This is a genomic window from Flavobacterium sp. IMCC34852, assembly GCF_030643905.1.
Taxonomy (GTDB): domain Bacteria; phylum Bacteroidota; class Bacteroidia; order Flavobacteriales; family Flavobacteriaceae; genus Flavobacterium; species Flavobacterium rivulicola.
Genome location: NZ_CP121446.1, coordinates 1,242,479 through 1,263,073, shown reverse-complemented (window position 1 = coordinate 1,263,073; position 20,595 = coordinate 1,242,479). Strand labels below are relative to the sequence as shown.

33 protein-coding genes and 1 pseudogene are annotated in these 20,595 nt (G+C 36.9%); 1 reads left to right on the top strand and 33 read right to left on the bottom strand.

Going from position 1 to position 20,595, the window contains the following annotated elements; genetic code table 11:
* Positions 1–72: 72 nt before the first annotated feature.
* The 33 genes and pseudogenes from carA to rpsL form a co-directional block, all read right to left on the bottom strand.
* Positions 73–1,194, bottom strand: coding sequence for a glutamine-hydrolyzing carbamoyl-phosphate synthase small subunit (carA, locus tag P7V56_RS05480; RefSeq protein ID WP_171222665.1), 1,122 nt, complete (start codon positions 1,192–1,194; stop codon positions 73–75).
* Positions 1,195–1,656: 462 nt separating this feature from the next.
* A pseudogene (rplQ, locus tag P7V56_RS05475) lies at positions 1,657–2,112 on the bottom strand (50S ribosomal protein L17); the annotation flags it as partial.
* 62 nt (positions 2,113–2,174) lie between these two features.
* Positions 2,175–3,167 (bottom strand): DNA-directed RNA polymerase subunit alpha, encoded by a 993-nt coding sequence (locus P7V56_RS05470; RefSeq protein ID WP_171222663.1) that lies wholly within the window; start codon positions 3,165–3,167, stop codon positions 2,175–2,177.
* Positions 3,168–3,188: 21 nt separating this feature from the next.
* On the bottom strand, positions 3,189–3,794 hold the full coding sequence (rpsD, locus tag P7V56_RS05465) for a 30S ribosomal protein S4 (protein ID WP_171222662.1): 606 nt from the start codon (positions 3,792–3,794) through the stop codon (positions 3,189–3,191).
* An 80-nt stretch (positions 3,795–3,874) separates the two neighbouring features.
* Positions 3,875–4,258: a 30S ribosomal protein S11 gene (gene rpsK, locus P7V56_RS05460; RefSeq protein WP_133533891.1), complete on the bottom strand. Its 384-nt coding sequence runs from the start codon at positions 4,256–4,258 to the stop codon at positions 3,875–3,877.
* Between the two features lie 8 nt (positions 4,259–4,266).
* Positions 4,267–4,641 carry a 30S ribosomal protein S13 gene (gene rpsM, locus P7V56_RS05455; protein ID WP_171222661.1) on the bottom strand — a complete coding sequence of 125 codons (375 nt, stop codon included), beginning with the start codon at positions 4,639–4,641 and terminating at the stop codon, positions 4,267–4,269.
* A gap of 3 nt (positions 4,642–4,644) precedes the next feature.
* A complete protein-coding gene (ykgO, locus tag P7V56_RS05450; RefSeq protein ID WP_002987490.1) occupies positions 4,645–4,761 on the bottom strand; it encodes a type B 50S ribosomal protein L36 in 117 nt (38 codons plus the stop codon).
* A 10-nt stretch (positions 4,762–4,771) separates the two neighbouring features.
* A complete protein-coding gene (infA, locus tag P7V56_RS05445; protein WP_008254466.1) occupies positions 4,772–4,987 on the bottom strand; it encodes a translation initiation factor IF-1 in 216 nt (71 codons plus the stop codon).
* Positions 4,988–4,992: 5 nt separating this feature from the next.
* Entirely contained in the window at positions 4,993–6,336 is a 1,344-nt protein-coding gene (gene secY / locus P7V56_RS05440; RefSeq protein ID WP_171222660.1) for a preprotein translocase subunit SecY, read from the bottom strand.
* Between the two features lie 11 nt (positions 6,337–6,347).
* The gene (gene rplO, locus P7V56_RS05435) at positions 6,348–6,800 is read right to left on the bottom strand and encodes a 50S ribosomal protein L15 (protein WP_171222659.1); all 453 of its coding nucleotides are present in this window, start codon (positions 6,798–6,800) and stop codon (positions 6,348–6,350) included.
* Between the two features lie 12 nt (positions 6,801–6,812).
* Entirely contained in the window at positions 6,813–6,995 is a 183-nt protein-coding gene (gene rpmD / locus P7V56_RS05430; RefSeq protein WP_121312865.1) for a 50S ribosomal protein L30, read from the bottom strand.
* A gap of 12 nt (positions 6,996–7,007) precedes the next feature.
* Entirely contained in the window at positions 7,008–7,532 is a 525-nt protein-coding gene (gene rpsE, locus P7V56_RS05425; RefSeq protein WP_171222711.1) for a 30S ribosomal protein S5, read from the bottom strand.
* A gap of 3 nt (positions 7,533–7,535) precedes the next feature.
* Positions 7,536–7,889 carry a 50S ribosomal protein L18 gene (rplR, locus tag P7V56_RS05420; protein ID WP_171222658.1) on the bottom strand — a complete coding sequence of 118 codons (354 nt, stop codon included), beginning with the start codon at positions 7,887–7,889 and terminating at the stop codon, positions 7,536–7,538.
* Positions 7,890–7,900: 11 nt separating this feature from the next.
* Positions 7,901–8,443, bottom strand: a complete 543-nt coding sequence (gene rplF, locus P7V56_RS05415) for a 50S ribosomal protein L6 (protein WP_171222657.1) — start codon at positions 8,441–8,443, stop codon at positions 7,901–7,903.
* 16 nt (positions 8,444–8,459) lie between these two features.
* Positions 8,460–8,858, bottom strand: coding sequence for a 30S ribosomal protein S8 (gene rpsH / locus P7V56_RS05410; RefSeq protein ID WP_171222656.1), 399 nt, complete (start codon positions 8,856–8,858; stop codon positions 8,460–8,462).
* A 141-nt stretch (positions 8,859–8,999) separates the two neighbouring features.
* Positions 9,000–9,269 carry a 30S ribosomal protein S14 gene (rpsN, locus tag P7V56_RS05405; RefSeq protein ID WP_171222655.1) on the bottom strand — a complete coding sequence of 90 codons (270 nt, stop codon included), beginning with the start codon at positions 9,267–9,269 and terminating at the stop codon, positions 9,000–9,002.
* A 3-nt stretch (positions 9,270–9,272) separates the two neighbouring features.
* Positions 9,273–9,824, bottom strand: a complete 552-nt coding sequence (gene rplE, locus P7V56_RS05400) for a 50S ribosomal protein L5 (protein WP_136151642.1) — start codon at positions 9,822–9,824, stop codon at positions 9,273–9,275.
* A gap of 2 nt (positions 9,825–9,826) precedes the next feature.
* Entirely contained in the window at positions 9,827–10,141 is a 315-nt protein-coding gene (gene rplX, locus P7V56_RS05395) for a 50S ribosomal protein L24 (protein WP_171222654.1), read from the bottom strand.
* A gap of 12 nt (positions 10,142–10,153) precedes the next feature.
* On the bottom strand, positions 10,154–10,522 hold the full coding sequence (gene rplN, locus P7V56_RS05390; protein WP_007803649.1) for a 50S ribosomal protein L14: 369 nt from the start codon (positions 10,520–10,522) through the stop codon (positions 10,154–10,156).
* 2 nt (positions 10,523–10,524) lie between these two features.
* Positions 10,525–10,782, bottom strand: a complete 258-nt coding sequence (gene rpsQ / locus P7V56_RS05385) for a 30S ribosomal protein S17 (protein ID WP_162128603.1) — start codon at positions 10,780–10,782, stop codon at positions 10,525–10,527.
* A gap of 15 nt (positions 10,783–10,797) precedes the next feature.
* Positions 10,798–10,989, bottom strand: coding sequence for a 50S ribosomal protein L29 (gene rpmC / locus P7V56_RS05380; protein WP_131476291.1), 192 nt, complete (start codon positions 10,987–10,989; stop codon positions 10,798–10,800).
* Positions 10,990–11,002: 13 nt separating this feature from the next.
* A complete protein-coding gene (rplP, locus tag P7V56_RS05375) occupies positions 11,003–11,428 on the bottom strand; it encodes a 50S ribosomal protein L16 (RefSeq protein ID WP_131476292.1) in 426 nt (141 codons plus the stop codon).
* A gap of 17 nt (positions 11,429–11,445) precedes the next feature.
* Positions 11,446–12,192: a 30S ribosomal protein S3 gene (gene rpsC, locus P7V56_RS05370; RefSeq protein WP_171222653.1), complete on the bottom strand. Its 747-nt coding sequence runs from the start codon at positions 12,190–12,192 to the stop codon at positions 11,446–11,448.
* 5 nt (positions 12,193–12,197) lie between these two features.
* Entirely contained in the window at positions 12,198–12,608 is a 411-nt protein-coding gene (gene rplV, locus P7V56_RS05365; RefSeq protein ID WP_171222652.1) for a 50S ribosomal protein L22, read from the bottom strand.
* A gap of 6 nt (positions 12,609–12,614) precedes the next feature.
* Positions 12,615–12,893, bottom strand: a complete 279-nt coding sequence (gene rpsS, locus P7V56_RS05360; RefSeq protein ID WP_007136562.1) for a 30S ribosomal protein S19 — start codon at positions 12,891–12,893, stop codon at positions 12,615–12,617.
* 6 nt (positions 12,894–12,899) lie between these two features.
* Positions 12,900–13,724, bottom strand: coding sequence for a 50S ribosomal protein L2 (gene rplB / locus P7V56_RS05355; protein ID WP_171222651.1), 825 nt, complete (start codon positions 13,722–13,724; stop codon positions 12,900–12,902).
* A gap of 6 nt (positions 13,725–13,730) precedes the next feature.
* Positions 13,731–14,021 carry a 50S ribosomal protein L23 gene (rplW, locus tag P7V56_RS05350; RefSeq protein WP_171222650.1) on the bottom strand — a complete coding sequence of 97 codons (291 nt, stop codon included), beginning with the start codon at positions 14,019–14,021 and terminating at the stop codon, positions 13,731–13,733.
* A gap of 7 nt (positions 14,022–14,028) precedes the next feature.
* A complete protein-coding gene (rplD, locus tag P7V56_RS05345) occupies positions 14,029–14,658 on the bottom strand; it encodes a 50S ribosomal protein L4 (RefSeq protein WP_171222649.1) in 630 nt (209 codons plus the stop codon).
* Entirely contained in the window at positions 14,658–15,275 is a 618-nt protein-coding gene (gene rplC, locus P7V56_RS05340) for a 50S ribosomal protein L3 (protein WP_171222648.1), read from the bottom strand. Before rplC ends, rplD begins: the two co-directional genes overlap by 1 nt.
* Before the next feature lie 99 nt (positions 15,276–15,374).
* Positions 15,375–15,680: a 30S ribosomal protein S10 gene (gene rpsJ / locus P7V56_RS05335; protein WP_026710316.1), complete on the bottom strand. Its 306-nt coding sequence runs from the start codon at positions 15,678–15,680 to the stop codon at positions 15,375–15,377.
* A gap of 11 nt (positions 15,681–15,691) precedes the next feature.
* Positions 15,692–17,848: an elongation factor G gene (gene fusA, locus P7V56_RS05330; protein ID WP_171222647.1), complete on the bottom strand. Its 2,157-nt coding sequence runs from the start codon at positions 17,846–17,848 to the stop codon at positions 15,692–15,694.
* 10 nt (positions 17,849–17,858) lie between these two features.
* Positions 17,859–18,335: a 30S ribosomal protein S7 gene (rpsG, locus tag P7V56_RS05325; protein WP_171222646.1), complete on the bottom strand. Its 477-nt coding sequence runs from the start codon at positions 18,333–18,335 to the stop codon at positions 17,859–17,861.
* A gap of 25 nt (positions 18,336–18,360) precedes the next feature.
* Entirely contained in the window at positions 18,361–18,744 is a 384-nt protein-coding gene (gene rpsL, locus P7V56_RS05320) for a 30S ribosomal protein S12 (protein ID WP_007136570.1), read from the bottom strand.
* A 182-nt stretch (positions 18,745–18,926) separates the two neighbouring features.
* Between rpsL and P7V56_RS05315 the strand changes: the two genes are divergently transcribed.
* Entirely contained in the window at positions 18,927–20,594 is a 1,668-nt protein-coding gene (locus P7V56_RS05315; RefSeq protein WP_171222645.1) for a BamA/TamA family outer membrane protein, read from the top strand.
* The last annotated feature ends 1 nt before the right edge of the window (position 20,595 follow it).

Sequence of the window (20,595 nt, the reverse complement as noted above, 5' to 3'; positions counted from 1 at the left end):
CTATTTTCCCGCTTTACGAGTTGCGCGGCAACTTCTCCAATCGGGGCTATCCCGAAGTCTCGGGAGGAATCCTTAAACCGTTTGTAAGCTTTTGGCTTTGATAATATTACCCACAAACTCATCAAACAAGTATTCGGAATCATGCGGTCCCGGACTGGCTTCCGGATGGTATTGCACCGAGAAACAGTTTTTAGATTTCATACGCATTCCGGCTACGGTATTGTCGTTGATATGATAATGGGTAATTTCTAAATCGGGATGTTTTTCCAGCTCTTCTCTGTTGACAGCGAATCCGTGGTTTTGCGAGGTAATTTCTCCTTTGCCGGTCAAGACATTCATGACAGGATGATTAATTCCTCTATGCCCGTTGAACATCTTATAAGTCGACACGCCGTTAGCCAAACCAATAATTTGATGTCCTAAACAGATGCCAAAAACCGGTTGATCTGAAGCTATCATTTCTTTGGCAGTTTCAATTACGCCTGTCAGCGGTTCGGGATCTCCCGGTCCATTTGAAAGAAAGTAACCATCTGCATTGAAAGCTTTTAGTTCTTCAAAACTTGTGTTGTACGGAAACACTTTGATGTAGCAATCACGCTTGGCCAAGTTCCTCAAGATGTTTCTCTTGATTCCTAAGTCTAAGGCTGCAATTTTGTAAGTTGCGTTTTCGTTTCCAAAAAAGTAAGGTTCAGTAACAGACACGGTTGAGGCCAATTCCAGGCCTTTCATATCGGGTACATTGGCTAATAATTTTTTCAATTCTTCTACCGGCGTTCCGTCTGTACAGATTACAGCGTTTTGCGCACCGTTATCTCGGATGTAGCTTACTAAAGCTCTGGTATCGACATCGGAGATGCAGATTAGGTTTTGTTTTTCGAAATAGTCATAAAGGTTGCTTTCTGAATCGGGACGTGAATGGGTAAAGCTGAAGTTTTTACAAACCAAACCTGAAATCATGATTTTATCGGCTTCTACTTCGTTGGCGTTGACACCATAGTTTCCTATGTGCGGATTAGTCGCTACCATGATTTGTCCGAAATAAGACGGATCCGTGAAGATTTCCTGGTAACCGGTCATTCCGGTATTGAAACAAACTTCGCCAAAGGTTTTCCCGGTGATTCCGATTGATTTCCCGTAAAAGATGGTACCGTCAGCTAGTAGTAAGAGGGCTTGAGGTCGTGTGGTGTATTTCATTCGTCGTAGTTATTTTTTTAAAGGTCACATGCAGTCGCTTCGCTCGTGCTATTGTAGTTGTGTATTGTTGTGCAAAATTAATTTATTGTACTGTGATAATAAAATCGAATTGTAAAAGTTTATAAACATTCCTTTTGGGTTCTTGCCTAGCCCCGATAGCAGCAGGCTACCATGTAGCGCGGATAGCGGGACAAAACATGTTAGAGAACGTAAAATTTCTGCTCTCATAAATCCAAAAAAAAAGGATAAACAAAACGTTTATCCTTTATATTTAAGAATGGGCGACCATTAGGCTTGCTCTTCTTTAGATTCTTCATCAGCCGGAGCTTCCGGAGTTTCTTCTGCTGCAGGAGCTTCTGCTTCAGCGATTGGAGTTTCCTCAACCACCGGAGTTTCCACAACTTCTGCTGCCGGAGTTTCCACAACTTCTTCCACCACCGGTGCAGCTTCAACCGGTTTAACTTCTGCAACCGGTGCAGTAGTAGTTTCGGTTTTCTTAGCTTTTCCACCACGACGGCTTTTGGCTTTTTTCTCTTCTTTTTTACCTCCGTTGTATAGTTCGTTAAAGTCTACTAACTCAATCATACACATATCGGCATTATCTCCTAAACGGTTACCCATTTTGATGATACGAGTGTATCCACCCGGACGGTCACCTACTTTTGGAGCAACTTCTCTGAAAAGTTCAGTTACACCATATTTGTTACGTAGGTAAGCGAAAACGATACGTCTGTTGTGCGTAGTATCTTCTTTTGATTTTGTTACTAATGGCTCAACAAATTGTTTTAGCGCTTTAGCTTTAGCAACAGTTGTGATAATACGTTTGTGCTCGATAAGAGAACAAGCCATATTAGCCAACATAGATTTTCTATGTCCTGTTTGTCTGCTTAAGTGATTTACTTTTTTTCCGTGTCTCATGACGTTCTTTTTTAACCTTCATCTTGCATCAATCCGTTAAGGAGCGCAAAATATGAAGTAATTTATTCTTTATCTAGTTTGTATTTACCTAAGTCCATACCGAATGTCAAATTCTTGTTGGCAACTAATTCGTCTAACTCAGTTAGCGATTTTTTACCAAAATTACGGAACTTCATTAAGTCGTTTTTGTTGAAAGATACAAGATCTCCAAGGGTGTCAACTTCGGCTGCTTTTAAACAGTTTAAGGCTCTTACTGACAAGTCCATATCCACCAATTTGGTTTTTAGCAACTGTCTCATGTGTAATGATTCTTCGTCGTAAGATTCTGTTTGAGCAATTTCATCAGCTTCCAGGGTAATTCTCTCATCGGAGAATAACATAAAGTGGTGAATTAAAACTTTGGCAGCTTCGGTTAAAGCATCTTTAGGATTGATAGAACCATCAGTTTTGATTTCGAAAACTAATTTTTCATAATCTGTTTTTTGCTCCACACGGAAGTTTTCAATGGCGTATTTTACATTTTTTACCGGGGTAAAAATAGAGTCTGTAAAAATAGTACCGATTGCTGCATTTTGTTTTTTGTTCTCCTCAGCAGGAACATAACCACGACCTTTCTCGATAGTTAATTCCATGTTTAGGTTTACTTTACTGTCAAGGTTACAAATGATTAACTCTGGGTTTAACACTTGAAAACCGGAGATGAATTTTTGGAAATCACCAGCAGTAATTTGGTCTTTTCCTGAGATGGAGATAGAAACTGTTTCATTATCCACTTCTTCAATTTGGCGTTTGAAACGCACTTGTTTTAGATTTAGGATAATTTCAGTTACATCTTCAACAACTCCTGAAATAGTAGAGAACTCATGCTCAACTCCTTCGATACGAACCGAAGTAATGGCATAACCTTCTAACGCAGAAAGTAAAACTCTTCTAAGTGCATTACCAACGGTCAATCCGTATCCCGGTTCTAAAGGTCTGAATTCAAACTTACCTTCAAAATCGGTTGAATCGATCATGATAACTTTATCGGGCTTCTGAAAATTAAATATTGCCATAATTTAGACTAGGGTCAATTATTATTTGTTGTACAACTCTACGATTAATTGTTCTTTAATGTTTTCCGGAATCTGTAGTCTTTGAGGGACAGAAACGAAAGTTCCTTCTTTGGTATCATTGTTCCAAGTGATCCACTCATATACATGAGAAGAGTTAGCCAATGAACGCTCGATAGCTTCAACCGATTTAGATTTTTCACGAACAGCCACTTTATCACCGGCTTTTAAGTGGTAAGACGGGATGTTTACTAATTCTCCGTTTACAGTGATGTGACGGTGAGAAACGATTTGTCTTGCAGCTCTTCTTGAAGGTGCAATTCCCATTCTGTATACTACATTATCTAAACGAGCTTCACATAATTGTAAAAGGATTTCACCGGTTACTCCTTTAGAAGCGGCTGCTTTTTCAAATAGGTTTCTGAATTGTTTTTCTAAAATACCATAGGTATATTTAGCTTTTTGCTTTTCCATTAACTGAACAGCATATTCAGATTTTTTACCTCTTTTTTTAGCCATCCCGTGTTGTCCGGGAGGATAATTTCTTTTTTCGAAGGCTTTGTCTTCTCCGAAAATTGCTTCGCCAAACTTACGGGCGATTCTTGTACTTGGACCAGTATATCTTGCCATTTTAAATTGTTTTAAGACAGAGATTATGAATTCAGGTCGAATCCTTCGATAATCTTGATTCTGTCTTGATTATACTATAATTATACTCTACGTCTTTTAGGAGGACGACATCCGTTGTGTGGCATTGGAGTAACATCAATGATTTCGGTTACTTCAATTCCTGAGTTATGAATAGATCTGATCGCAGACTCACGTCCGTTACCCGGTCCTTTTACATAAACTTTTACTTTTTTAAGACCAGCTTCTAAAGCCACCTTTCCACAATCTTCTGCTGCCATTTGAGCGGCGTATGGAGTATTCTTTTTAGAACCTCTAAAGCCCATTTTTCCGGCTGAAGACCAAGAAATAACTTCACCTTTTTTGTTAGTTAACGAAATGATGATGTTATTAAAGGTTGCATTAATATGAGCTTCACCCGTTGATTCAACGATAACTTTACGTTTTTTTGCAGTCGTTTTAGCCATACTATTTATTATTTAGTTGCTTTTTTCTTGTTAGCAACAGTTTTTCTTTTACCTTTTCTTGTTCTAGAGTTGTTCTTAGTTCTTTGTCCTCTTAACGGAAGACCAGATCTGTGACGGATACCTCTATAACATCCAATATCCATTAAACGTTTGATGTGCAATGATACTTCTGAACGAAGTTCACCTTCAATTTTGTAGTATGATACCGCATCACGGATTCCTCCGATTTCGTCATCATTCCAATCTTGAACTTTTTTATCTTGGCTTACTTGAGCTTTTTCTAAAATCTCAATTGCTCTACTTCTGCCTACTCCGAAGATGTAGGTTAAAGCGATAACTCCTCTTTTGTTTTTTGGGATGTCTACCCCTGCTATTCTTGCCATAACTTATCCTTGTCTTTGTTTAAATCTAGGATTCTTTTTATTAATCACGTACAATCTGCCTTTGCGACGTACGATAATGCACTCGGCACTTCTTTTTTTAACTGATGCTCTTACTTTCATATTAGTAGCTTTAGTATCTATAAGTAATTCTTGCTTTTGACAAATCATAAGGGCTCATTTCCAGTTTCACTTTGTCACCAGGTAACAATTTGATGTAATGCATACGCATTTTACCGGAGATGTGAGCAATCACAATATGTCCATTTTCTAATTCTACACGAAACATCGCATTGGATAATGCTTCAATGATCGTTCCGTCTTGTTCTATTGCTGATTGTTTTGCCATAAAAATTAAGCTACTGCTTTTCTATTTTTACCACTTTTCATCAATCCGTCATAGTGTTTATTCAATAAATAAGAATTTATTTGTTGAATAGTATCGATAGCAACACCAACCATAATGATTAATGAAGTACCACCATAGAACATTGCCCAAGATTGTTGTACATCAAGACTAACAACAATGGCTGGGAACACAGCGATTAATGCTAAAAATAATGAACCAGGGAATGTTATAAGAGACATGATTTTATCTAAGAAATCGGCTGTTTCCACTCCGGGTTTAATTCCGGGAATAAAGCCACCGCTTCTTTTTAAATCATCGGCCATTTTGTTTGTTGGAACTGTAATTGCAGTGTAGAAAAATGTAAATATTAAAATCAACATAGCAAATACAAAGTTGTACCAAAATCCGAACATATTACTAAATGTACCTGCAATAGACTGAGACGTTTCAGATTTTGAAAGTCCGGCTAAAGCAGCAGGTATAAACATAATAGCTTGTGCAAAGATGATTGGCATAACCCCGGCAGAATTCAATTTTAAGGGAATCCACTGTCTGTTACCGCCCATCATGTCTTGTTCGAAATCACCGGTTGTTGTACGACGAGCGTATTGCACCGGAATTTTTCTAACTGCCATTACTAATAGAACACAAGCAATGATTACCAACAACCAAACTACAATTTCGAATACCAATAACATTGGGCCACCATTATTGTTGGTCACTTTAGAGGTAAACTCTTGGAATAAGGCTTGCGGTAATCTGGCTAAGATACCCACCATAATCAATAGTGAAATACCGTTACCAATACCTTTGTCTGTAATTTTTTCACCTAACCACATAGCGAAAATAGTTCCTGTGGTTAGAATTAATACAGAAGAGAATAAAAATTGGAATGAATCAAATCCTAAAAGGAAAGCTCCCGGAGGTAAAGTAGTGTATAGGTTATAGATATAACCCGGACCTTGTACCAACGTAATAGCGATGGTTAACCATCTTGTAATTTGATTCAATCTTTTTCTTCCGCTCTCGCCATCTTTTTGCAATTTCTGCAAATACGGAATAGCGATACCCATTAATTGAACAACAATTGAAGCTGAGATGTAAGGCATGATCCCCAAGGCAAAAACAGACGCTTTAGAAAACGCTCCACCGGTAAACATATCCAATATTGATCCAATACCTTTATCTGTTTGACCTGCTAAGTTTTCTAATTGTGTTGCATCAATTCCCGGAAGAGTTACATGCGCTCCAAATCGATAAACTAATAACAGAAGTAACGTTAACGTTATTCTGTTTCTTAGTTCTTCTATTTTCCAAACATTATTTAATGATTCAAAAAATTTCTTCATTGTTCTAGTAATTATAAGGTTACAGCTTCACCACCGGCAGCTTCAATAGCCGCTTTTGCTGTAGCAGTAAATTTGTGAGCAGTTACTTTTAATTTTGCTTTTAATTCTCCTCTTCCTAAAATTTTAACTACCTCATTTTTAGTAGCCAAACGGTTTTCTACAAATACAGTAAAATCTACTGTATCAGTAACAATTCCGTTATCTACTAAAGCTTGAAGACTGTCAAGATTTACCCCTTGGTATTCTACACGATTGATGTTTTTGAAACCAAACTTAGGCACACGTCTTTGAAGTGGCATTTGCCCTCCTTCAAAACCAATCTTTTTAGAATAACCAGAACGAGACTTAGCTCCTTTGTGACCACGTGCAGCGGTACCACCTTTACCAGAACCTTCTCCTCTACCTAACCTTTTATTTTGATTGTGTGTAGACCCTTCAGCAGGTTGTAAGTTACTTAAATTCATAACTATAAATTGTTATTTAACTTCCTCAACGGAAACTAAGTGTTTAACTTTATTTATCATTCCAAGGATAGCCGGATTTGAATCATGCTCCACAACTTGTCCCATTTTACGAAGACCTAAAGCTTCCAATCCTCTTTTTTGGGTAAGAGGACAGTTGATTTTGCTTCTAACTTGTTTTACTAATAATTTAGCCATAATTTCCTTGAATTAACCTTTAAAAACTTTTTCTAAAGAAATACCTCTTTGTTTTGCAACAGTAACAGCACTTCTCATTTGTAACAAAGCATCAAAAGTTGCTTTAACTACATTGTGAGGGTTTGATGAACCTTGAGATTTTGACAATACGTCATGTACTCCTACAGACTCTAATACTGCACGAACAGCACCACCAGCGATTACTCCGGTACCGTGAGATGCAGGCATCAAATATACTGCTGCTCCACCAAATTTTCCTTTTTGTTCGTGAGGTACAGATTGACCACTTAAAGGAATTCTAACTAAGTTTTTCTTTGCATCTTCTACTGCTTTGGCAATAGCTTCAGAAACATCTTTAGATTTTCCTAATCCGTGACCTACTACACCGTTTTCATCACCTACTACAACAATAGCAGAAAAGCCAAAAGCTCTACCTCCTTTTGTTACTTTGGTAACACGATTTACACTTACCAGACGATCTTTTAATTCAAGACCGCTAGGTTTTACTAATTCTACATTTTTGTATTTAGACATAATATATTAGAATTTAAGTCCAGCGGCTCTTGCGCCTTCAGCTAATGATTTAATACGACCGTGGTACAAATAACCTCCTCTATCGAAAGTTACTTCAGTAATTCCGGCTTTTAACGCTTTTTCTGCAGCTAATTTTCCAACAGCAGCAGCAACTTCTACGTTTGTACCTTTAATATCTACTCCTTTATCTTTTGATGAAGCAGCCAATAAAGTAACTCCATTCACATCATCGATTAGTTGTGCGTAGATTTCTTTATTACTTCTGAATACAGATAATCTTGGTTTAGCAGCAGTACCGCTAACAATCTTTCTGATTCTGAATTTAATTCTTTGTCTTCTTTCAGTTTTTGTTAATGACATAATGCTAATTTTTACGCTGATTTACCTGCTTTTCTTCTTAATACTTCACCAACAAACTTAACTCCTTTTCCTTTGTAAGGTTCAGGTTTACGGAAACCTCTGATTTTGGCAGCGATTTGTCCGATTAATTGTTTGTCGTAAGATGTTAACTTCACGATTGGGTTTTTACCTTTCTCAGATATTGTTTCTAGCTTTACTTCCGGAGCAACTTCTAAAACAATATTATGAGAGAAACCTAACGCTAAGTCTAACTTTTGTCCTTGGTTAGAAGCTCTGTAACCTACTCCAACCAATTCTAATTCTTTAGTAAAACCTTCAGACACACCCACAATCATGTTGTTGATTAATGATCTGTATAATCCGTGTTTTGCTCTATGATCTTTGCTATCAGATGGTCTTTCTACTACTAGTTGACCTTCTTCAACTTTCACTGTTACGTCTGCGTACTCTTGTGTAAGTTGACCTAATTTTCCTTTAACTGTAATTACTGTTTCACTAACTTCAACAGTTACACCAGCAGGAATCGAAATTGGATTTTTACCTATTCTTGACATTGTTTAACTGTTTTTATTAGTATACGTAACAAATTACTTCTCCACCAACATTTAATTGCTTAGCTTGTTTCCCGGTCATTAGACCTTTAGAAGTGGAAACAATAGCAATTCCTAATCCGTTAAGGATTCTAGGTAGTTTTGCAGCACCTGCATATTTACGTAAACCTGGTTTACTAATTCTTTGGATATCTTTGATAACTGACTCTTTAGTATCTTTATCATACTTCAAAGCGATTTTGATGGTACCTTGAACGGTAGTGTCATCAAACTTGTAGCTTAAGATATATCCTTGATCGAATAAAATCTTTGTGATTTCTTTTTTCAAGTTGGATGCCGGGATTTCAACCACTTTGTGGTTTGCCATCACTGCATTTCTAACTCTCGTAAGATAATCTGCAATTGGATCTGTATACATATTTATTAAATTGCGGCAACGGTTTTCAGTAAAACTATTCTACTGAACCTGAAGCCATTAAACTCTAATTTAAAGCAGATAATTGCACGGTTCCCGGCAAAAATCCGGCAAATGTACAATTATCTGCTGAAATTCCAACTATTACCAGCTGGCTTTTTTTACTCCCGGGATTAATCCTTGGTTGGCCATTTCACGGAAAGTAACACGTGAAATACCGAATTGTCTCATATACCCTCTTGGTCTTCCGGTTAATTTACAACGATTGTGCAAACGAACTGGTGAAGCATTTCTTGGTAATTTTTGTAACGCTTCGTAATCTCCGGCTTCTAATAAAGCTTTTCTTTTCTCTGCGTATTTTTCTACCACTCTTTGTCTCTTAACCTCACGGGCTTTCATTGATTCTTTAGCCATGTCTTAATTCTTTTTAAAAGGTAAACCTAATTCAGCCAATAATGACTTTGCTTCTTTATCTGTATTGGCAGAAGTTACGAATGTAATATCTAAACCTGAGATCTTGTTTACTTTATCAATATCAATTTCCGGGAAAATGATTTGTTCAGTAACCCCAAGGTTATAGTTTCCTCTTCCGTCAAAACCAGTTGCTTTGATACCGTTAAAATCTCTTACACGAGGTAAAGATGATGTGATAAGTCTATCTAAAAACTCATACATTCTTTCACCTCTAAGAGTTACTTTAGCACCAATTGGCATACCTTTTCTCAATTTGAAAGACGCAACGTCTTTTTTAGAGATTGTAGATACTGCTTTTTGTCCAGTAACTTTTGTCAATTCGTCAACTGCGTAGTCAACTAATTTTTTGTCAGATACTGCTGCTCCAACGCCACGGCTTAAAACGATTTTTTCCAATTTTGGAACTTGCATTACGTTTTTATAACCGAATTCTTCTTTAAGGGCAGCAATTACTCTGTCCTTATATTCTTGCTTAAGTCTAGGTGTATAGGCCATAACTATAATACTTGATTAGATTTTTTTGAAAATCTCACTTTCTTATCTCCTTCTACTTTGATTCCAACTTTAGTTGCGCTTTTTGATTTTGGATCAATTAAGGCAATGTTTGAAATGTGAATAGGAGCTTCTTTCTTAACAATTCCTCCTTGAGGGTTTTTAGCACTTGGCTTAGTGTGTTTAGACACCATATTTACCCCTTCAACGATGGCTTTGTTTTTCTCACGGTCAACGCGTAAAACTTTACCTTCTGACCCTTTGTGGTCACCGGCAATCACTTTAACTACATCTCCTGATTTTATTTTTAGCTTTATCATCTTACTAACGAATTAAAGCACTTCTGGTGCTAATGATACAATTTTCATGAATTGTTTTTCACGAAGTTCTCTTGCAACCGGACCAAAAACACGAGTTCCTCTCATTTCTCCTGCAGCGTTCAAAAGAACACATGCATTGTCATCGAAACGGATATAAGAACCATCGGCTCTTCTTACTTCTTTTTTGGTACGTACAACAACTGCAGTAGAAACAGCACCTTTTTTCACGTTTCCGTTTGGTGTTGCATCTTTAATTGATACTACAATTTTATCTCCAACAGAGGCATAACGACGTTTCGTTCCTCCTAAAACACGGATAGTCAAAACTTCTTTTGCTCCTGTGTTATCTGCTACTTTTAATCTTGATTCTTGTTGTACCATAATTACTTAGCTCTTTCAATGATTTCAACTAATCTCCAACATTTAGTTTTTGATAAAGGTCTTGTTTCCATGATCTTTACTGTATCACCAATGTTACAGTCATTTGTTTCGTCGTGTGCATGAAACTTTTTAGTTTTCAATACGAACTTACCATATAATGGGTGTTTTACTCTGGTTACTTGTGCCACAACAATAGACTTGTCCATTTTGTTTGACGTAACAACACCAATTCTTTCTTTTCTTAAATTTCTTTTTTCCATCTTTAGCTAGTACAATTATTGTAACTCTCTTTTAGTTAGCTCAGTTGCCACTCTAGCAACGGCTCTTCTGGCACTTCTGATTTGAAGTGGATTGGCAATTGGAGAAATAGCGTGTGCAGATTTTAAATCCATATAGGCTTTTCTCAACTCAGTAAGTTTCACTTGCAACTCAGCTGCAGACAGATTGATAATTTCTGATTGTTTCATAATATTTTCTTGATTATGCTTCGAAATCTCTAGCAACTACAAACTTAGTTTTTACTGGAAGTTTTTGTGCCGCTAAACGCAAAGCTTCTTTAGCAACAGATAGTGGAACGCCACCAACTTCAAACATGATTTTTCCTGGTTTTACTACAGCTGCCCAATATTCAACAGCTCCTTTTCCTTTACCCATACGAACCTCAAGAGGTTTTTTGGTAATTGGTTTATCCGGGAAAATTTTAATCCATAATTGTCCTTCTCTTTTCATAAAACGAGTTGCAGCGATACGCGCAGCTTCGATTTGACGTGAAGTTAAGAACATTCCTGTTTCATGTACTGATTTAATTCCAAACATTCCATTAGAAAGCTCGTGTCCTCTTTGAGAAACACCTTTCATTCTACCCTTCTGTACCTTACGGTATTTTGTTCTTTTAGGTTGTAACATCTTTCTTTAGTTTAAAATTACTTTCTTTTACGAGGTCCTGGTTTTCCGTTTGATTTTCCACCACGTGGAGCATCATTTTTTCCACCACCTTGACCGGCTTGTTTTTTATCCATGCCTACTAATGGAGAAAGATCTCTTTTTCCATAAACCTCACCTTTCATGATCCACACTTTGATACCCATTCTACCGTAAGTAGTGTGAGCTTCACCCAAAGCATAATCAATATCGGCTCTGAAAGTTGATAGAGGAATTCTTCCTTCTTTGAATTGCTCTGAACGTGCCATTTCAGCTCCGTTCAAACGACCTGAAATCAAAACTTTAATACCTTCTGCATTCATACGCATTGCTGCGGCGATAGCCATTTTAATAGCTCTTCTGTATGAAATACGGCTTTCGATTTGACGAGCGATGCTAGTCGCAACTAGATAAGCATCTAACTCAGGTCTTTTGATTTCAAAGATGTTGATTTGAACCTCTTTGTCAGTAACTTTCTTAAGTTCTTCTTTCAACTTGTCTACCTCTTGTCCGCCTTTCCCGATAATAATACCCGGTCTTGCAGTAGTGATAGTAACGGTTACAAGTTTCAAAGTTCTCTCGATGATTACTTTTGATACACTAGCTTTTGATAAACGAGCATGGATATACTTTCTGATTTTATAATCTTCAGCGATTTTATCACCGTAATCATTTCCACCATACCAGTTTGAATCCCATCCTCTGATGATCCCAAGTCTGTTTCCTATTGGATTTGTCTTTTGTCCCATCTTAATTAATTTGCTTGTGTGTTATCTAATTGTCCTAATACGATAGTAACGTGATTAGAACGTTTTCTAATTCTGTGTGCTCTTCCTTGTGGCGCCGGACGAAGTCTTTTCAACATCATTCCACCGTCAACACGGATTTCTTTAACAATTAAGCCTGCTTCAGCTACATTTCCTTCTGCATTTTTCTGCTCCCAATTGTTGATTGCAGATAACAAAAGTTTTTCTAACTTTCTTGAAGCTTCTTTTGAGCTAAATCTTAAAATATTTAAAGCTCTTTCCACTTTCTGACCTCTTACCAAGTCTGCTACTAAGCGCATTTTTCTAGGTGAAGTAGGGCAGTTATTTAATTTAGCAAAGGCAATAGACTTGTTAGCCTCTTTTCTTGCGTCTGCAGTTTCTCTTTTACGAACTCCCATTGCTTCTTATTTTTTACCTTTATTTTTTGCTCCAGCATGACCTCTAAAAGATCTTGTTGGTGAAAACTCTCCTAATTTGTGTCCTACCATGTTCTCAGTTACATAAACCGGAACAAATTGACGACCATTGTGAACTGCGATAGTTTGTCCAACGAAATCCGGAGTAATCATAGAAGCTCTAGACCAAGTCTTTACTACTCCTTTATTACCACCAGCGATGTTTTCTTGAACTTTTTTATCTAATTTATAGTGTACAAAAGGTCCTTTTTTTAATGAACGTGCCATGTCTTATTATTTCTTTCTGCGTTCTACAATATACTTGTTGCTCGGGTTAACTTTAGAACGAGTTCTATAACCTTTAGCCGGTAAACCTTTTCTAGAACGTGGGTGACCTCCAGAAGAACGTCCTTCTCCACCACCCATCGGGTGATCTACAGGGTTCATTGCTACCGGTCTTGTTCTTGGTCTTCTGCCTAACCATCTTGATCTACCTGCTTTACCAGATACGATTAATTGGTGATCTGAGTTAGAAACTGCTCCGATTGTTGCTGAACAAGTCAACAAGATTAATCTTGTTTCACCTGACGGCATTTTAATAGTTGCATATTTTCCGTCTCTTGCCATTAACTGAGCAAATGTTCCGGCAGAACGAGCGATAACCGCTCCTTGACCCGGACGCAATTCGATACAAGAAATCACAGTTCCCAATGGAATTTTGCTCAATGGCAAAGTATTTCCAATTTCAGGAGCTGCGCCTTCTCCAGACACAACAGTTTGTCCTACTTGTAGACCGTTTTGAGCAACGATATAAGTTTTCTCTCCATCTACATACCACAATAATGCGATAAAAGCAGTTCTGTTTGGATCATATTCAATTGATTTCACTGTAGCCGGAATACCAACTTTAGTTCTTTTAAAATCAATAATACGATACCTTTGTTTGTGACCACCGCCTGTATAACGCATGGTCATTTTTCCTTGACTATTTCTACCTCCTGAGTTTTTTATCGGTGCGATCAATGATCTCTCCGGCTTATCAGTCGTGATGGCGTCAAAACCATTCACAACTCTAAAACGCTGACCAGGGGTAATAGGTTTTAATTTTCTAACTGACATTTTCTATTAGATATTATTATAAAAATCTATTGTTTCTCCTTCTTGTACTTGAACGATAGCTTTCTTGTAGCTGTTCGTTTTTCCGCTGATCAAACCACTTTTTGTATATTTAGTAGATCTGTCCGCTCTATAGTTCATCGTGTTCACAGCAACAACAGTAATTCCGTAAGCAGCTTCTACAGCTTTCTTAATTTGAACTTTGTTGGCTTTTTTGTCAACAACAAAACCAAAACGATTGAAAACTTCACCTTCTTTGGTGATTTTTTCTGTTATGATAGGTTTAATTATAGTACTCATGGCCTTGTTATTTGCTTAAATTTTCAACAATTCCTTCTAATGAACCCTCAGATAAAACTAAATTATTCGCGTTTAAAATTGCGTAAGTGCTTAATTCTGAGTTAGTTATGACGCTAGAAGCTTTCAAATTGCGTGACGACAAATATACATTTTTATTTGATTCACCCAACACAAACAAAGATTTTTTGTTTTCTAATCCTAAAGCTTTCAAAACGTTAATGAAATTTTTAGTGTTTGGCGCTTCGAAATTGAAATCTTCCACAACTACTAAATTTGATTCTTTAACCTTTAAAGAGAAAGCAGATTTTCTTGCTAATCTTTTTACTGTTTTGTTCAATTTGAAAGAATAACTTCTTGGTCTTGGACCAAATACTGTTCCTCCACCTTTGAACAATGGACTCTTTTTAGATCCTGCACGTGCAGTACCTGTACCTTTTTGTTTTTTAATCTTACGCGTAGAACCAGCCACTTCAGCTCTTTCTTTAGCTTTGTGCGTTCCTTGTCTTTGATTAGCTAAGTATTGCTTAACATCAAGATATACTGCGTGATTATTTGGCTCAATGCCGAATACTGAATCAGAAAGTTGCACTTTTCTTCCAGTATCTTTTCCGTTGATATCTAAAACTTTTACTTCCATTACTTCTGAATGATTACATAAGAGTTTTTGTGTCCAGGAATAGCACCTTTAACCACAAGTAGGTTCTTTTCAGCCACTACTTTTAAAACTCTAAGATTTTGTACTTTTACATTATCTCCTCCCATTCTTCCTGCCATACGCATTCCTTTGAATACACGTGATGGATAAGAAGATGCTCCTACAGAACCCGGTGCTCTCAAACGGTTGTGCTGACCATGAGTAGCTTGTCCAACACCACCAAAACCGTGACGCTTTACAACCCCTTGGAAACCTTTTCCTTTTGATACACCTTGTACATCAACAAATTCTCCTTCGCTGAATACATCCACAGTGATACTATCACCTAATTTGTAATTTTCTTCAAATCCTTGGAATTCAACGACTTTTTTCTTAGCAGAAGTTCCCGCTTTTTTAAAGTGACCTAAGTCAGCTTTAGTAGCGTGTTTTTCTCCTTTGTCATCGAAACCAAGTTGAAGAGCTTCATACCCGTCAACCTCATTGGTTCTGACTTGGGTAACGACACAAGGGCCAGCTTCGATTACAGTACAAGGAATGTTTTTCCCGTTCTCGTCGAAAATACTGGTCATGCCGATTTTTTTTCCAATTAACCCAGACATATTAATAATTATTTAATGTTTATTTTTTTACTTGTTCAATAAAGAAATAAGTATCAAGAATAAATTACTCCTGATACTCATTTCAGAAATTTGATTTTATCACACTTTGATTTCAACTTCAACTCCACTTGGCAATTCAAGTTTCATTAAAGCATCGATAGTTTTCGAAGAAGAACTATAGATATCTAATAATCTTTTGTATGAACTTACCTCAAACTGCTCTCTCGCTTTTTTATTAACGTGTGGAGAACGTAATACGGTAAAGATTTTTTTGTGGGTAGGTAACGGAATTGGACCTGTTACCACAGCACCTGTGCTTTTCACAGTTTTTACGATTTTCTCTGCTGATTTATCAACCAACATATGATCGTAAGACTTCAATTTTATTCTAATTTTTTGACTCATCTTGATAAAAATTAAGCGTTACCTTTTGCTTTTTTGATTACTTCTTCAGAAATGTTTGAAGGAGTTTGCTCATAGTGAGAGAATTCCATTGTAGATGTTGCTCTACCTGAAGACAATGTTCTTAAGGTTGTAACATAACCAAACATTTCAGATAACGGAACGTGCGCTTTGATAGTTTTAGCACCAGCTCTATCTCCCATGTCGTTTACTTGACCTCTTCTTCTATTCAAATCTCCAACGATATCACCCATGTTTTCTTCAGGAGTGATCACTTCGATTTTCATGATTGGCTCAAGGATAACAGCACCAGCAGCTTTCGCTACTTCTTTGTAACCCATTTTTGCTGCTAATTCGAATGAAAGAGCATCAGAATCTACCGGGTGGTAAGAACCGTCTAACAAAGTTACTTTCAAACTGTCTACGGTATAACCCGCCAACGGACCGGTTTTCATAGCTTCTCTGAAACCTTTTTCAACAGCAGGAATATATTCTTTAGGAACGTTTCCACCTTTTACTTCGTTTACGAACTGTAATCCAACAAATGGTTTACCATCGATCACATCAGCAGGCTCTAAACGGAATACAATATCACCGAATTTACCACGCCCACCAGATTGTTTTTTATAAACTTCTCTGTGTTGTGCAGATTTAGTGAATGCTTCTTTGTACTCTACTTGAGGTTCACCTTGGTTTACTTCAACTTTGAATTCACGTTTCATACGATCCACAAGGATGTCTAAGTGTAACTCACCCATCCCTGAAATGATAGTTTGACCTGAAGCCTCATCAGTTCTAACAGTAAACGTAGAATCTTCTTCAGCTAATTTTGCTAAAGCCATACCCATTTTATCCACGTCAGCTTTTGTTTTTGGTTCAATAGCGATACCAATTACCGGATCAGGGAATTTCATCGATTCAAGAATGATAGGGTGTTTTTCATCACACATAGTATCACCAGTCTTGATATCTTTAAATCCAACTGCTGCACCAATATCTCCAGCCTCGATGTACTCGATTGGATTTTGTTTATTAGCATGCATTTGGTAGATACGAGAAATTCTTTCTTTGTTTCCTGAACGAGTGTTCAAAATATAAGAACCGGCATCCAAGCGACCTGAATAAGCACGGAAGAAAGCCAAACGACCAACATAAGGGTCAGTTGCAATTTTAAACGCTAAAGCAGCAAACGGCTCTTTTACATCAGGACGACGTAAGATTTTAGTTTGATCTTCTTCTAATAAATCAGCATCATCAGGGTGAATCCCTTCAATTCCTTCTTTATCTAAAGGAGATGGTAAATATTTACATACAGCATCCAACATGAATTGAACACCTTTGTTTTTAAATGATGAACCTGCGATCATTGGAATGATAGCCATATCAATAGTAGCAGCTCTTAACGCATTGTTGATTTCGTCCTCAGTAATTGAGTTCTCATCTTCCATGTATTTGTCAAGTAGATTTTCATCATACTCTGCTACCGCTTCAATTAAAATTGAACGATAAGCTTTAACTTCATCAACCATATCAGCAGGAATGTCAACTACGTCAAAAGTTGCCCCTTGAGTAGCATCATGCCATACGATAGCCTGATTTTTTACTAAATCAACTACTCCTTTAAAATCATTCTCTTCACCAATTGGTAAAGTGATGGCTACTGCGTTAGATTTTAACATGTCTCTAACTTGTTGACATACATTTAAGAAGTTAGACCCTTGACGGTCCATTTTATTAACGAATCCCATACGTGGAACCCTGTATTGATCAGCCAATCTCCAGTTAGTTTCTGATTGAGGCTCAACACCGTCAACAGCAGAAAATAAGAAAACCAACCCATCCAATACACGTAAAGAACGATTTACCTCTACAGTAAAGTCAACGTGTCCCGGAGTATCAATAATATTGAAGTGATAAGGTTTTGTTTCAGGAGTCGCTTTCCCTTGGATTGTTGGGAAATTCCACTCACAAGTAGTTGCAGCAGAAGTAATGGTAATTCCTCTTTCTTGCTCTTGTGCCATCCAGTCCATGGTTGCAGCACCATCGTGCACTTCACCAATTTTATGCGATTTTCCTGTATAGAATAATATACGCTCCGTTGTTGTTGTTTTACCAGCATCAATGTGAGCCGCAATTCCAATATTTCTTGTAAATTTTAAATCTCTAGCCATTTCTTAAATATTAAAATCTAAAGTGAGAGAATGCTTTGTTTGCTTCTGCCATTTTGTGAGTATCCATTCTCTTTTTAACAGCAGCTCCTTCTTCTTTAGCCGCAGCTAAAATTTCAGAGGCTAATTTTCCGGCCATTGATTTTTCGTTTCTTCTACGAGCATAAAGTATCATCCACTTCATGGCCATAGAAATTTTTCTGTCCGGTCTGATTTGCATTGGGATTTGGAATGTAGCTCCACCTACTCTACGACTACGTACTTCTACGTGAGGCATAACGTTTGTTAAAGCATCTTTCCAAACTTCTAATGATGATTTTTCATCATTATTCTTTTTTGCTTCTACGATATCAATAGCATCATAGAATACTTTGAAAGCTGTTGATTTCTTACCATCCCACATTAAGTTGTTTACAAAACGTGTTACCAATTGGTCATTAAACCTTGGATCTGGTAAAAGTGGTCTTTTCTTTGCCGCTCTTTTTCTCATGTCTTTTCTTTAAAAGTTTTTAAAATTACTTTTTAGCTTCTTTTGGGCGTTTAGCACCATACTTAGATCTTCTTTGTGTTCTTCCTGCTACACCTGAGGTATCAAGTGCACCACGCACAATGTGGTATCTAACTCCTGGTAAATCTTTTACCCTTCCGCCTCGCACTAATACTATCGAGTGCTCTTGTAGATTGTGTCCTTCTCCAGGGATGTAAGCATTCACTTCATTTCCGTTTGTCAAACGTACACGCGCTACTTTACGCATCGCTGAGTTTGGCTTTTTAGGAGTAGTAGTGTAAACACGCGTACAAACACCTCTTCTTTGAGGACAAGAATCTAAAGCAACCGATTTACTCTTCTTAGTGATTTGAGTTCTTCCTGTTCTTACTAATTGTTGAATTGTTGGCATAATTAAATACTAAAATTTCTTTATTTATTAAAATCCCGCTTTTTTAGGGGTTGCAAATGTAGTAATTATTTTTAATGAAACAAATCATAATTAATTAATTTTCAAACAGATTGTTTTTCCATTCGATTATCAGCAATAAAAAGAGTTTTTTTGCGTTATTTTGAAGCAAACAATTATAACTGTTGAAAAAGTTTTTCCTTTTCCTCTTCTTAATAATCGCCAACCGAAATGTTTCGGCACAAAATTTCTATCTGAAAATTATCGGACAGAACGAATTCGAAGACAAATCCGTCGATAGCATTGATTACATCAAAAAACATCAAAATCTGAAATCCATAATTGACGAAAACAATTCCTTCTATGAAAAACTTAACAAAAAAGGTTTCTTAAACGCACAATTCATCGAGAACTATAAGTTAAACGACAGTGTTTTTTGCTACAAATACAGCCTCGGAAAAAAAATAAATTATGCACGCATATATATAGGTATAAAAAACCATGAAAATATACCCGAAACTTACCGTTTAAAAAACGACACACTGCAACTTAATTATGAGGAGATTGATGCCTTCCTAAACAGCACCCTGATGAAATTGGAAAATAACGGTTTCTCCATGGCCAAAGTTAAGCTTAGTAACATCCATTACAAAGACAACAATATTATTGCTGATTTAGAGGCAACCACAGGAAACCGGCGACAAGTGAACAGCATTGTAATTAACGGATATGACAAATTCCCCGAAAGCCACAAACGCAATATTACTCGTCTTTACCGCAAAAAGGTTTTTAATCAAAAAAACTTAAACAAACTCTACGATGATTTTGAAAAATTCAGATTTGTCAAGCAAACCAAGTACCCTGAAATCTTATTCACCAAAGACTCAACCCAAGTCTACGTCTATTTAGAAAAATCCAAACCCAACTCTTTTGACGGTTATCTCGGCTTTACAAATGACGAAGAGAGCAAATTAATTTTAAGTGGTTATTTGGATTTAACTTTAAACAACGTTTTAAATTCCGGAGAGAGATTTTCACTGTACTGGAAAAGTGATGGACAAGACCAAAAAACCTTTAATCTCGGACTTGAACTGCCTTATATTTTTAAAAGTCCAATTGGCCTTAAAATTGAACTAAATATTTTTAAACAAGACAGCACTTTCCAAAACACTAGAAACAATATCGAATTGGGGTATTTTTTCAATTATAACACCCGACTTTACTTGGGCTATCAATCTACCGAATCCAGCGACATTCAAAACACCAACACCAATACTTTATCCGACTTTGACAATTCGTTTCTGACAACAGCCATGGAATTCATTGATTTAAAAAATGATGATTTTCTCTTTCCTGAGAAGACCAACCTTAATTTAAAAATCGGGACGGGAAAGAGAGATTCAAAACTACTGAATGACCATCAGTTTTTCGGAAGCCTTTACCTCAAACATAACTTCTATCTAAATTCAAAAAATATCATTACAATCAAGTCTCAAAACTTCTATTTGCAAAGCAAAAATTATATTGTAAATGAGTTATCCCGTTTTGGCGGCATTAACTCCATTAGAGGATTTAACGAAAACAGCCTTCAAGCCAACACCTTCTCGTCTTTACTTACAGAATACAGATACGTTCTTACCACAAATCTTTACATTCATTCCATCTTAGATTACGGATTTTTAAAGGATTACACAACCAATAGCCGAGCTGAGCTGCTGGGGTTTGGTTTTGGTTTTGGCCTTTTGTCAAAAAACGGCCTGTTCAACTTAATCTATGCCAACGGAAGCACGAATAATCAAGCCGTCAAGCTCTCAAATTCGATTGTACACATCAGCTTTAAAGCCAATTTTTAAA